This is a genomic window from Lentzea sp. NBRC 102530, from assembly GCF_030269365.1.
Classification (GTDB): domain Bacteria; phylum Actinomycetota; class Actinomycetes; order Mycobacteriales; family Pseudonocardiaceae; genus Lentzea.
Genome location: NZ_BSTF01000007.1, coordinates 311,472 through 322,629, shown reverse-complemented (window position 1 = coordinate 322,629; position 11,158 = coordinate 311,472). Strand labels below are relative to the sequence as shown.

Sequence of the window (11,158 nt, the reverse complement as noted above, 5' to 3'; positions counted from 1 at the left end):
CATGACTAATTTCGGATCATGACCGTGGACGTGGCGTTGGGGCCGGGATCGAGCACGTGGGAACGCCTGGGCCAGTGGCGTTTCCTGATGGTGATGCACCGGGCGTTGGTGTTGCAGGCGGCCCATCCCGCCGTGGGCGCCGCAGTGGCCGAGTACTCGGTCTACAACGCACGGCCGTGGCGAAGGTTGTTCCGCACCATCGAAAGCCTGCACACGTACGTCTACGGCAGCCCGGCCGAACAGCGCCGTGAGCTCGCCCGCCTCGAACGGCTCCACCGCCGCATGCAGGGCACCGACGGCTACGGCCGCGCGTTCGACGCGGGCGACTCCTCGTCGAGGGCGTGGGTGCACCTGACGTTGTTCGAGGCCGTGCTGACCATGCAACGGCTTGGCGGAGAACCGTTGTCGTCGGAGGAGACCGGCCGGTTCTACGACGAGTGGCGACGCGTCGGGCGCCAGTTCGGCCTGGCCGAGGACGACCTGCCCGCGACGCCCGAGGAGTTCCGCGCGTACTTCGACCACGTGGTGGCCGAGGTGCTGGAGGACAACGCGACGGTCAGGGACCTGTTGTCGGGCAGCATCTACCGCATCCCGCCGCCGTCCGGCGTGCCGGTTCCCGGCCTGGTGTGGGCGCCGCTGCGGTTCGCCGTCGTCACGGCCGCGGTCCAGGCCACGACCGCGACGCTGCCTCCCGCCTACCGCGAACGGCTGCGGCTGGCCCCGGTGCCCGGCTCCGAGTTCGTGGTCGGCGGCCTGCACCTGGCCGTCCGGATGATCACCGACCTGCTGCCGAAGCCGTGGCGGTACATGCCGCTGGCGGCGGCCTCGATCAGGGCGGCCGAAACACCCGCGGAGGTGGTGGTGCCGGAGTCGTTCTTCGGCACGGTGCTGGACCAGAGCGGCGACGGCGTGCTGCGGTGGAGCGACCTGCTGGCGATGGCCCGCGAGATCAGCACCCACCTGGACCTCGACGAGAAGGACGAGGACGCGCTGCACGACGCCTTCCGGTCGTGGTGGGAGCAGCTGGCCACGGCCACCGGCACGCCGGTGGACGGCAGCGTCACCGAGGCCGCGTACGCCGTGGCGCTGGCCGATCGCGCGTACCCCGGCGAGGCCGATCGCGAACGGGGGTACGGCGCGGTGGCGGCGGTGGTGCGCGGGCTGATCGACCGCGACGGCAACGGCGAGGTGCGGCAGGACGAGTACACCCGGCTGCTCGACCACAGCCCGCGCCGGCACGAGCTGATCGCGGCGTTGCGGGAGCTCGACCACGACGGCGACGGGACCGTGCACGGGGACGAGCTGGAGCAGGTGTTGCGGCAGTTCCTGGTGGGGGAGCGGGACTTCGAGGCCGCCCGCCACCTGCTCGGCCGCGTCTAGGGGCGGTTTGGGGGAGGGCGTGCCTAGGGTGGAGGGCGTGCCCTCCGCTGTGATCGTCGAGTACGACCCGTCCTGGCCGGTTCGCGCGCACCACCTGCTGGAGGAGGTGCGCGCGGCGTTCTCGGTGCTGCCCGGGGCGGACGGGTTCGCCTACGAGCACATCGGATCCACGTCCGTTCCCGGGCTCGGTGCGAAGCCGGTCGTCGACCTCCAGGTGTGCCTGCCGGACCTGCCCACGCGGGACGAGTCGGCAGCGTTGCTCGCCTCGACGCCGTTCGTGCCGGCGCTCGGGTCGCGGCCGGACTCGCCCGGCGTGCACCGCGACGCGCGCCGGCCGGGTGAGCACGCCGACGCCGTGTACGAGAAGCGGCTGTTCCACATCCCGGACTCGGCGATCCTGCACGTCCGGCGCGCCGACTCACCGTTCGCGCGGTTCGTCGTCGACTTCCGCGACTGGCTGCGCGCCCACCCCGGCCAGGCCGTGCGCTACGAGCGGATCAAGCGCGACCTCGCCGGCGTGCACGCGGGTGCGGCCGACTACGACGACTACACCCGTGCCAAGACGGCGTTCTTCACCGAGATCGGGCCGGAGCTCACGCGCTGGGCAGCCGGATCGTGACGCGCAGGCCGCCTTCCGGACGCGGCGCCAGGTCCAGCGCCTCGCCGTGGGCGCGCGTGTCGAAGACGTCCGAGAGCTCGCGGAACTCGTCGGCCTTGCCCGGCAACCGGATCCGGTGCGCGAGCGAACTCCGCGCGGCCAGCCGCCGACGAGCCCGACCGCGGTGAGCCCGACCACGGCGATCGCGGTGACCCGGCCGAAGATCATGGTGAGCAGGTCGCGGCTGGGGCTGATGCCGATGAGTCCCCTGAGGCTTGTCGGCAGGTACCGCAACAGGAAGAACCAGCACCAGCAGGACCGTGCCGGACACGATCACGACGCCCGCGTAGCGCAGCGCGAGCTTCATCCGGGCGCTGGGGCCGGGCGGCCTACGCGTCGATGCGGTACCCGACCCCCGGTACCGTCGCGATCAGCCACGGCTCGCCGAGCCGCTTGCGCAGCGCCGACACCGTGATGCGCACGGCGTTGGTGAACGGGTCGGCGTTCTCGTCCCAGGCCCGTTCCAGCAGCTCCTCGGCGCTCACGACCCCGCCCTGCGCGCCGACGAGCACCTCCAGCACCGCGAACTGCTTGCGGGTCAGCGCCACGTACTGGCCGTCGCGGAACACCTCGCGCCGGAACGGGTCGAGCCGCAGCCCGCCGATCTCGCTGATCGGTGGCCGCGCGTAGGCCCTCCTGCGGGCCAGCGCACGCAACCGCAGCACCAGCTCGCGCAGTTCGAACGGCTTGGTGAGGTAGTCGTCGGCGCCGAGCCCGAACCCCGACGCCTTGTCGTCGATCCGGTCGGCCGCGGTGAGCATGAGGATCGGCATGCCGCTGCCGGACGCCACGATCCGGCGCGCCACCTCGTCCCCGGACGGCCCTGGGATGTCGCGGTCGAGCACGGCGAGGTCGTAGGAGTTGACGCTCAGCAGTTCGAGCGCCGTGTCGCCGTCCCCCGCGATGTCGGCGGCGATCGCCTCCAGCCGCAGCCCGTCCCGGACGGCCTCGGCCAGGAACGGCTCGTCCTCCACGATCAGCACGCGCATGCGGCCCAGCCTAGGGAGCACCACATATCGCCCGCGTATTCAGACCGCGACCAGGTGCCGGTCCTCTGCTTCGTGGCGGGGACGCCACCAGTACCAGGACAGCAGGCTGGCGACGGCCGCGCCCGCGGCGTTGAGCAACACGTCGTCCACAGAGGACACCCGGTCCAGCAGCAGCACGAATTGGAGCACCTCCAAGAACGCCGAGCAGGCCGCCGCGAACACGAACACCCTTCCTGGCGATCGGAGTTTCGCGAACCGCAGCGGCGCGAAGCACCCCAGTGCCGCGAACACCAGCATGTTGCCGACGATCTGCCCCCAGTCGTTGTGCGAGAGCAGGTCCGCGACGTCCGCGAACGGCACGAGGCTCAGCTCGCCGGGCGTTCCCGGCTCCGCGCCCGGCAGCATGATGATCCAGACCCACGGCAGGGTCCCGTAGACCATCCCCACGTCGGCCAGCGCCTTGCGCGCGCCGGTCCTGCGGCACAGCGCCAGGAGCGGCACTGCCAGGACGGCCAGCGGCAGTCCCAGCACGGACCCGAGCACGACCCCGGTCTCCGTTCCGACCCACTCCTGCCAGGTGTTGAGCACGTTCACTCCAGCTTCCGGTGACGAAGGTGCCCACTCCAGCCGCACGCGCGTTGCCAGGGCGTACGCGTTTTTGCATACGCGGGCGATATGTGCAGAATGCTGGCGTGCTGGAGGCGAGACTGCTTGCGACCGTCTCGCGTCTCGCGGGGCCCGTCCGAGGCGCCGGCGTCGCGCTGATCAGCCTCTTCGGTGCCTTCTCGCTCAACTCGCCGCTCGGCTGGGGCCTGTTCGCGGTGGTCGGGCTGAGCACCCTCGCCGACTTCCGGCTGCCCCGCGTGGCGCTGCCGGTGGCGTTCCTGCGGGTCGTGCTGCTCTCGCTGCTGCTGGGCGCCGACGCCGACCAGTGGGTGCTGACCGTCCTCACGACCACGTTGATCACCTGGCAGTGGCAGTGGCCGCTCCGGGTCACCGTGCCCGCGACCGCCGCGCTGCTCGCCGTCCAGGTGGTGACGACCGGGCCCGGTGTGCTGGTCAGGGCAGTGCTGGAGTCGGTGCTGGCCAGGCTGGCGTACGAACTGCTGCGGAGGTCCAGCCGGCGGGTGGACGTGCTGCGCGAACGCGCGGCCACGCGGAGCCGGGCCGCGGCCGTCGCCCTGGACCAGGGACGGCGGGAACGCGAGTACCTGGCGTTGCTGCACGACACGGCCGCGTCGACGTTCCTGATGGCCGCGCACGGCGGCGATCCGGCCGAGGTGGCGGCGCAGGCCCGGCGGGACCTGGTGGTGCTGGCCGAACGCGACGTGCCGGGCACGGTGGACCTCGGAGCGGCGCTGTCGGCGGTGGCGCGGGACTCCGGAGTGGAGGTGCGGGTGGAGGCCGCCGTCGTGCCGGTACCGGCCGGGGTGGCGCTGGTGCTGGTGCGCGCGGTGCGGGAGCTGCTGACCAACGTGGCGCGGCACGCGGGGACCGGGCGTGCGGACCTGTCCGTGTCGCCCGGGGTGGTGGTCGTGCGGGACGAGGGGCGGGGGTTCGAGGTCGCTGACGTGCCGGAACACCGCCGAGGGCTGCGGGGGTCGGTGGTCGAGCGGATGGTGGCCGCGGGTGGGACGGCCGTCGTCGAGTCGGCGCCGGGACGAGGCACGCGGGTGCGCCTGGAGTGGCCGGTGGGCGGTCTGGCGGCGCGGACGGTGACCGATGGCGACCGGCCGGACTGTGGTGTGGCGGCTGGCGGCGGTGCGGCCGGCGGCAGGGGTGGCGGCGCGGTGGGTGGCTGCTTGCCGGCCGGCGGCGGTGTGGACGGCGGCGAGGCGGCGGGTGGCTGCTTGCCGGTTGGCGGCGGGCCTTCCAGCGATGCTGGTGGCAGTGCGACCGGTGGTGGAGGGCCTGCCAGGGGCGTCGGCGGTGGTGCCGATCGTGGCAGCGCGGCCGGTGGCGGCAGTGCGACCGGTCGTGCCGATCAAGGCAGCGCGGCCGGTGGCGGCAGCGCTCACCATGGCGGAGCGGCCGATGCCTGACGTCGCCGTCGTCACCCTCACCCGGCGGGTCCTGCTCGTCGTGGTCCTCGCCGTCCAGCTCGTCCTCATGCTGCCCCAGCTCATCGACCACCCCCACGCCCCGCCGGCCTGGCTCGCCTACGCCCTGCTCACCGCCGTCCTGGCCGCCGTCGCCACCCTCGTCGCCGCCGGCAGCCCGACCGTGCCGCCGATCCTGGCCGCCCTCCCGCTGGGCGCCTCGGTCCTGGCCACCACCGCGCTCCCCGATGGAGCGTCGCTGGGCCCCGCCGACTGGGGGTTCGGACTGGTCGGCTGGTACCTGCTGCTCGTGCTGGTCGACCGCCCACCGGCGCTGATCGCCGCGCTCGCCGCGCACATCTGCTTCAGCGTCGGCTGGTTCGCGCACGACGGGAACGGCGACGCCGGCACGGCCGGGGTCGTGATCCTCAGCGGCACGAGCTTCCAGCTGGGCGTCCTGGTGATCACGCGCGTGCTGCACCGCGACGCGGAACTCGCCGCCGAGGCGGCGGCCGCGCACGACGCCGCCAGAACCCGGGAAGAGCTCGCCCGTCAACGGGAGCAGGACCTGCGGGCCGGGTTCGAGGGGCAGCTGGGGGCGTTGCTGCCGCTGCTCGCGGACCTCGCCGACGAACGGGTCAGCACCGAAGACCCCGGGACGAGGCTCAGGTGTTCGGTGGCGGCCGTGCAGTTGCGGAGGTTGTTCGCGGAGAACGACGACGTGCCCGATCCGTTGCTGCACGAGCTGACGGCGTGCGTGGACGTCGCGGAACGGCGCGGGGTCGTGGTGCAGCTCGCGGTCAGCGGCACGGCCACGCCGGTGCCCACGGAGGTCCGGCGGGAGCTGGTCGCGCCGATGGCCCAGGCCCTGGCCGTGGCGCACGGGCGTGCGAAGGTGAGTCTGTTGCGCACCGCGACCGAGGTGCGGGTGGCGGTGGTGGCGGACGCGGAGCACGAACCGCCCGAAGCCGCGAAGCCGAACGAGGTCACGGTCGAGACGAGTGTCCACAGCGGACTGGTGAGGAGCGAGGCGCGATGGCGGACGGCGTGACGGCGGTCCTGGTCGACGACCATCCCGTGGTGCGGGCGGGGGTCGCGCACTGGCTGTCCACGGCGGACGTCGAGCTCGTGGCCTCCGGTGAGGACCCCGCGGTGGCGTGGGACGGGCCCGGCGCGACGGCCGACGTCGTCGTGCTCGACCTGCACCTCAACAGCGTCACCCCGGCGACGGCGGAGCTGCGCAAGCTGGTCGAGGACGGCCGCAGGGTCATCGTCTACTCGATGCGGTCCGACGACGAGATCGCGTTGCAGTGCCTGGAGATCGGCGCGCTCAGCTACCTGACCAAGGCCGAGGGCGCCGACCACCTCGTGCAGGCCGTCAAGGCGGCGGCGGAAGGCCACTCGTACACGCCGCCGGCACTGGCGGGCGCGCTGGCGGGAGACCGGAGCGAGACGCGGCCGGCGTTGTCGCCACGCGAGACCGAGGTGCTGGTCGAGTGGTTCCAGTCCGAGTCGAAGGAGTTCGTGGCGCAACGCCTCAACATCACGCTCAGCACCGTCAACTCCCACCTGGAGCGGATCAGGGTCAAGTACGCGGCGATCGGCAGGCAGGCCCCGACCAAGGCCGCGCTCGTGGCGCGGGCGATCCAGGACGGGCTGATCGGCCTCGACGACCTGTGAGCGCCCTGTGGTGTGATCGACCGATACCGGCGTTGCGGCATCTGGCCTAGCCTGCTGGGCATCCCCAGGTTCCGCAGCCGGATGGAGTTCCACCAGTGACGCACGCCCGTGGCCCCCTGTTCCTCGCCGTCGCCGCGACAGCAGGTCTGCTGCTGACGGCCTGCGGTGGGGAGACCACCGGATCACCCGTCGCCGCACCGGAAACGACGACGGAGACGACGTCCGAGAGCCCGACCAGCACGTCGAAGAAGGAAGACACCCCGGTCGCGGCGGGCGGCGACGTCACCGCCCCCGGCACCAAGCTCAAGGTCGGTGCCCGTGCCGTCCTGCCGATGTCCTCCGGGGACAAGACCGGCACGATCGCCGTCACCCTCACCGCCATCGAGGCGGGCGCCAAGGAGGACCTGGCGAAGTTCGGCGACAAGGCCAAGAACGTCACGCCGTTCTACCTGCGCGTCAAGGTCGAGAACCTCAGCGGCACGGACCTGAGCTACACCTCGGTCTCGTTGCGCGGCCTCGGCACCGACGGCAAGGGCACCGGCGTGATCATCAGCGGCGACACCCCGAAGTGCGACTCCACCAGCGCCCCGAAGACGTTCAAGACGGCCGGCGAGACCTACGAGACCTGCGTGCTCACCGCGGCTCCGGACGGCTCCGCGGTCGTGGCGGGCGAGTACAACCGCGGCGACGGCTACACCAAGTCACCGGTGGTCTGGGAGAGCTGAGCCGCGGGGTACGACGAGGGGTCCCCGCGGCTCAGCGGCTCTGCACCAGCCCGTTCATGTGCGCGTACGCCACGGCGTGCACCCGGTCCCGCAGCCCGAGTTTCGCCAGCACGCGGGACACGTGCGTCTTGACCGTCTCGTCCCCGACGTGCAGCCGCGCGGCGATCTCGGCGTTGCTGCACGCCGCCGCGACGAGCTGGAGCACCTCGCGTTCGCGCGCGGTCAGCAGTTCCAGCTCGGGCGGCGTCGGGGGAGGGGCGAGGCTGACGGCGAACCGCGCGATCAGCCGTTGCGTGACGGACGGGTCGATCAACGCGTCCCCGCGCGCCGCCACCCGCACGGCGGAGATCAGCTCCTCCGGTGGCAACGACTTCAGCAGGAACCCGCTGGCCCCCGCCTTCAACGCCCGGTAGACGTACTCGTCGGTGTCGTACGTGGTGAGCAGCAGGACCTTCGTGCGGTTGCCGGGATCGGCCAGGATCCGTTCCGTGGCACCGAGTCCGTCGAGCTTCGGCATGCGGATGTCGAGCACGGCCACGTCCGGTCGCAGCCGCGCGACCTCGGCGACGGCCGCGTGGCCGTCCGCGACCTCGGCGACGCACCGGAGGTCGTCCTGCGTGTCGAAGATCGCGCGCATGCCGGAACGCAGCATCGCGTGGTCGTCGGCGAGCAGCACCGAGAGCGTCATGAGGCCTCCAGGGGGAACGTGACGACGGTGCGCCAGGTGCGGCCGTCCGGGTCGAGCCCGGACCGGGTGGTGCCCGCGAACATGCTCGCGCGGTTGCGGATGCCGACGAGCCCGCGCCGCACCGCACCGGTGTCGTCGCCGCGCCCGGCGACGTTCACCGCGGCGACGGTCAGCGAGTCCGGCGCGTACTGCAGCGTCACGGTCACACCGGACGAGTCGCCGTGCCGCAGCGCGTTGGTCAGCATCTCCTGGATGATCCGGTAGACGGTGACGTCCACCGACTCCGGCACGTCGCGGCGTTGCCCGCACACCTCCAGCCGGGCCGGGGTGCCCGCCGCGCGGACGCCGTCGAGCAGCTCGTCGAGGTTGTCGAGACCGGGTTGCCGCGCGCCCTCGGACTTGTCGCCGTGCAACAGGTCCAGGAGGTGCCGCAGGTCGACCATGGCCGCGCGGCTGGACGTCTCGACCGCGCGCAACGACGTCATCAGCTTCGGGTCGCCCTCGGGCGTGCCGAGCCGGGCGGCACCGGCGTGCAGGTTGATCGCGCTCACGTGGTGGATGATCACGTCGTGCAGGTCGCGGGCTATCGCGCCGCGTTCCTCGGTCACCGCCTTGGCCACCGCCGCCTTCGCGTCCTTCTCCGCCATCGCCGACTGCTTCTCCAACTCGGCGAGGTACGCGCGCCGGGCCGTGGTGTACCGGCCGACGAGCCACGGCAGCAACGCGCCCTTGGCCGCGACGAGCACGGCGAACAGCGGGCCGTAGCCGTTGAGGAACATGGTGGCCATGAGACTCGCGGAGAGCACGCCGAGCGACGCCCACGCGGGCGCCCCGCGCAACCAGGCCCCCGCGCGGTAGCCGGCGATCAGCAGGCCGGCGTCGTTGGAGTCGGCGCCGTTGAACCAGGAGAGCAGCACGACCACCGGGACCACCGCCTGTGCCACGGCCACCCAGAGGGAGAGCCGCGCGGGGCCGGCCAGCATCGCGTCCACGGCGAGTGTCATCAGCAGCACGACCGCGGTCTGCGCCGGCGGTTCGCCGTCGAGCAGCACGAGACCGCCGTCCACGGCCATGCACACGGCGGCGACCAGCCACGACTGGTGCTTGAGGGGCAGCTTGATCAGATCCATCGGGCTCGATCCTGCCCCATCGCGTCCCTGAGGACCTCCCGCCTCACAGGGGTCCGGGGTCCCCCGCGCGGGGGACCCGGTTTCCGACTCCGCAGTGACGCGCCGGGCACCGCGTGATCGCTACGTTCGGTCGCGATGAAACGACGTGTTGTGACCTTGCTGCTCGCGCTGGGGGCGATCTTCGGGATCGCGGCCCCTGCGCTGGCCGACGGTGCCCAGAACGGCGCGGACGTCCACGTCGCGCAGAGCCTCGGCGACCGCGACCTCACGGTGATCGTCCGGCGGGTCGCGGAGGTGCCGGGGCCGGTGCACGTGGACGTCGTGACGCACGCCGGGACACCGGCCGGTGAGCTCTCGCTGACCCTGCGCTCGGCGGGCGCGCCGTCCAGCGCCACCAAGGTGGTTCTCGGTGCCACGCCGGGCTTCTACTCCGGCCTGCTGCACGTGGACCGGCCCGGCCCGTGGGAGCTCGCGGTCGACGAGGCGACGATCCCGTTCGTCGTGCCCGCGCTCGTGCCGTCGCCGTGGGAGAACGCGACCTACGGCGGGTTCATCGCCGCGGGCGTGCTGCTGCTGGCGGCGCTGGTCCTGGCCGTGCTGGGCCGGCCCGGGTTCGCGCTCGTGCCCGCGGCGGGGATGGTCGCGGCGATCGCGGTGGGGGTGACGGCGGCGCTGCTGTCGCCGAGCATCCCACCGGTCCCCGCGCCGGGCTCCGACCTGGACCCGACCTACGACACCGTGATGAACCCGTACGAACGAACCTCCATCGCGGACTTCTCGCGGCCGCCGGTGAACATGGTGCCGCGGGTGGACGGCCAGGACCTGGTGCTGAGCCTCACCGACGGCTCGTCCGGACGGCCGGTGGACGACCTGCTGGTGCACGACAGCGCGTTCGTCCACCTCGTCGTGGTGTCGCCGTCCGGGCACCTGCGGCACCTGCACCCGGTCCGCACCGCGCCCGGCGAGTACCGGGTGAAGCTGCGCGACCCCGAACAGGGCACGCACGCGCTGGCGGCGGAGATCGCCCGGCGCGGCGGGGGAGTGCAGCTGCTGCGGTCCACTGTGGACGTCGAGGGCGGTGCGGCCGCTCCCGCGCACGACGGGAAAGCCGACACCGGGATGGAGATCCGCGAGGCCGGCCGGCCGAGCACGCTCACCGCGAACTTCGGTGAGCGCGACCTGCAACCGTGGCTCGGCATGCTCGGCCACATGATCGTCGTCGGCCCGATCACCGACGGACCGGCGGGAGCACCGATCTGGGCGCACGTGCACTCGATGCTCCCGCCCCGGCCGGGGCAGCCGGACCAGCCCGACGAGAGCGTCGCCGCGTACGGGCCGGACGTGCCGTTCACCTACTCGTTCCCGTTGCCCGGCAGGTACCTCGTGTGGATCCAGGTCGAACGCGACTACTCCGTCGTGACCGTGCCCAGGACCGTCGACGTGCCCGCGGGAAAGGCGGCCGTGAAGTGAAGCGCTCAGTCGTGGCGGTCGTCGCGGGCGTTCTCGCCGTCATCGCGGCCGCGGTCGTGCTCTGGCCGCGCACGGTCGAGGCCCAGCCGCACCTGGCCGAGAGCGCCGACCTGCGGTTCGAGCTCACGCCGGACAGCACCAAGTCCGGCAGCAACGCGTTCGACCTGCGCATCACCGATCGTTCCGGCAACGCCGCCGACGGCGACGTCACGGTCGAACCGGCGATGCCGCAGATGGGCCACGCGCTCGCCCCGATCACGGCGGCGGCGCAGGCACCGGGCCGGTACCGGGTCGCGGGCGTCGACCTGACCATGCCCGGCCAATGGGAGATCACCGTGTCACTGCGCGGCGAGCGGGTCGTCATCCCGCTGCTGCTCACCTGAAGGGGGAGGAAGAACC

13 protein-coding genes are annotated in these 11,158 nt (G+C 72.6%); 8 read left to right on the top strand and 5 right to left on the bottom strand.

The features are described from left to right. The first annotated feature begins 18 nt into the window (after nucleotides 1-18). Both QSK25_RS21060 and QSK25_RS21055 read left to right on the top strand, forming a co-directional pair. Nucleotides 19-1,380: an oxygenase MpaB family protein gene (locus QSK25_RS21060; protein ID WP_285640518.1), complete on the top strand. Its 1,362-nt coding sequence runs from the start codon at nucleotides 19-21 to the stop codon at nucleotides 1,378-1,380. 37 nt (nucleotides 1,381-1,417) lie between these two features. Next, on the top strand, nucleotides 1,418-1,999 hold the full coding sequence (locus QSK25_RS21055; protein ID WP_285640516.1) for a GrpB family protein: 582 nt from the start codon (nucleotides 1,418-1,420) through the stop codon (nucleotides 1,997-1,999). On the opposite strand, the gene QSK25_RS21050 is transcribed toward QSK25_RS21055, so the two are convergent. Genes QSK25_RS21050 through QSK25_RS21040 form a run of 3 tightly spaced genes read right to left on the bottom strand, consistent with a single transcriptional unit; the run spans nucleotide 1,974 to nucleotide 3,621 of the window. Further along, nucleotides 1,974-2,345, bottom strand: coding sequence for a hypothetical protein (locus QSK25_RS21050; RefSeq protein WP_285640515.1), 372 nt, complete (start codon nucleotides 2,343-2,345; stop codon nucleotides 1,974-1,976). The genes QSK25_RS21055 and QSK25_RS21050 overlap by 26 nt on opposite strands. Nucleotides 2,346-2,367: 22 nt before the next feature. Continuing rightward, nucleotides 2,368-3,027: a response regulator transcription factor gene (locus tag QSK25_RS21045; RefSeq protein WP_285640513.1), complete on the bottom strand. Its 660-nt coding sequence runs from the start codon at nucleotides 3,025-3,027 to the stop codon at nucleotides 2,368-2,370. Between the two features lie 39 nt (nucleotides 3,028-3,066). Continuing rightward, nucleotides 3,067-3,621 carry a VanZ family protein gene (locus tag QSK25_RS21040; protein ID WP_285640512.1) on the bottom strand — a complete coding sequence of 185 codons (555 nt, stop codon included), beginning with the start codon at nucleotides 3,619-3,621 and terminating at the stop codon, nucleotides 3,067-3,069. 98 nt (nucleotides 3,622-3,719) lie between these two features. Here QSK25_RS21040 and QSK25_RS21035 point away from each other — a divergent pair, with 98 nt between their 5' ends. From QSK25_RS21035 to QSK25_RS21020, 4 genes are all read left to right on the top strand, one after another. Next, nucleotides 3,720-5,069 carry a sensor histidine kinase gene (locus tag QSK25_RS21035; RefSeq protein ID WP_285640511.1) on the top strand — a complete coding sequence of 450 codons (1,350 nt, stop codon included), beginning with the start codon at nucleotides 3,720-3,722 and terminating at the stop codon, nucleotides 5,067-5,069. Then, a complete protein-coding gene (locus QSK25_RS21030) occupies nucleotides 5,062-6,117 on the top strand; it encodes a hypothetical protein (RefSeq protein WP_285640510.1) in 1,056 nt (351 codons plus the stop codon). Before QSK25_RS21035 ends, QSK25_RS21030 begins: the two co-directional genes overlap by 8 nt. After that, the gene (locus tag QSK25_RS21025; protein WP_285640509.1) at nucleotides 6,102-6,746 is read left to right on the top strand and encodes a response regulator; all 645 of its coding nucleotides are present in this window, start codon (nucleotides 6,102-6,104) and stop codon (nucleotides 6,744-6,746) included. The genes QSK25_RS21030 and QSK25_RS21025 overlap by 16 nt, the downstream gene beginning before the upstream one ends. A 95-nt stretch (nucleotides 6,747-6,841) precedes the next feature. Then, entirely contained in the window at nucleotides 6,842-7,471 is a 630-nt protein-coding gene (locus QSK25_RS21020; RefSeq protein ID WP_285640507.1) for a hypothetical protein, read from the top strand. Nucleotides 7,472-7,502: 31 nt separating this feature from the next. Here QSK25_RS21020 and QSK25_RS21015 read toward each other — a convergent pair whose 3' ends face one another. Together QSK25_RS21015 and QSK25_RS21010 are read right to left on the bottom strand one after the other, a co-directional pair. Continuing rightward, a complete protein-coding gene (locus QSK25_RS21015; protein ID WP_285640506.1) occupies nucleotides 7,503-8,159 on the bottom strand; it encodes a response regulator in 657 nt (218 codons plus the stop codon). Beyond that, nucleotides 8,156-9,289, bottom strand: a complete 1,134-nt coding sequence (locus QSK25_RS21010; RefSeq protein ID WP_285640505.1) for a sensor histidine kinase — start codon at nucleotides 9,287-9,289, stop codon at nucleotides 8,156-8,158. The genes QSK25_RS21015 and QSK25_RS21010 overlap by 4 nt, the downstream gene beginning before the upstream one ends. A gap of 135 nt (nucleotides 9,290-9,424) precedes the next feature. Between QSK25_RS21010 and QSK25_RS21005 the strand changes: the two genes are divergently transcribed. Continuing rightward, nucleotides 9,425-10,759 carry a DUF8832 domain-containing protein gene (locus tag QSK25_RS21005; protein WP_285640503.1) on the top strand — a complete coding sequence of 445 codons (1,335 nt, stop codon included), beginning with the start codon at nucleotides 9,425-9,427 and terminating at the stop codon, nucleotides 10,757-10,759. Continuing rightward, complete coding sequence (locus QSK25_RS21000; RefSeq protein WP_285640501.1) at nucleotides 10,756-11,142, top strand: FixH family protein; 387 nt, start codon at nucleotides 10,756-10,758, stop codon at nucleotides 11,140-11,142. Before QSK25_RS21005 ends, QSK25_RS21000 begins: the two co-directional genes overlap by 4 nt. Nucleotides 11,143-11,158: the final 16 nt, after the last annotated feature.

Excerpts from the sequence above, each read along its gene's own strand:
- QSK25_RS21060 (WP_285640518.1), top strand. The coding sequence starts at position 19 with ATGACCGTGGACGTGGCGTTGGGGCCGGGATCGAGCACGTGGGAACGC.
- QSK25_RS21050 (WP_285640515.1), bottom strand. The coding sequence starts at position 2,345 with ATGAAGCTCGCGCTGCGCTACGCGGGCGTCGTGATCGTGTCCGGCACG.
- QSK25_RS21045 (WP_285640513.1), bottom strand. The coding sequence starts at position 3,027 with ATGCGCGTGCTGATCGTGGAGGACGAGCCGTTCCTGGCCGAGGCCGTC.
- QSK25_RS21030 (WP_285640510.1), top strand. The coding sequence starts at position 5,062 with ATGCCTGACGTCGCCGTCGTCACCCTCACCCGGCGGGTCCTGCTCGTC.
- QSK25_RS21025 (WP_285640509.1), top strand. The coding sequence starts at position 6,102 with ATGGCGGACGGCGTGACGGCGGTCCTGGTCGACGACCATCCCGTGGTG.
- QSK25_RS21015 (WP_285640506.1), bottom strand. The coding sequence starts at position 8,159 with ATGACGCTCTCGGTGCTGCTCGCCGACGACCACGCGATGCTGCGTTCC.
- QSK25_RS21010 (WP_285640505.1), bottom strand. The coding sequence starts at position 9,289 with ATGGATCTGATCAAGCTGCCCCTCAAGCACCAGTCGTGGCTGGTCGCC.
- QSK25_RS21005 (WP_285640503.1), top strand. The coding sequence starts at position 9,425 with ATGAAACGACGTGTTGTGACCTTGCTGCTCGCGCTGGGGGCGATCTTC.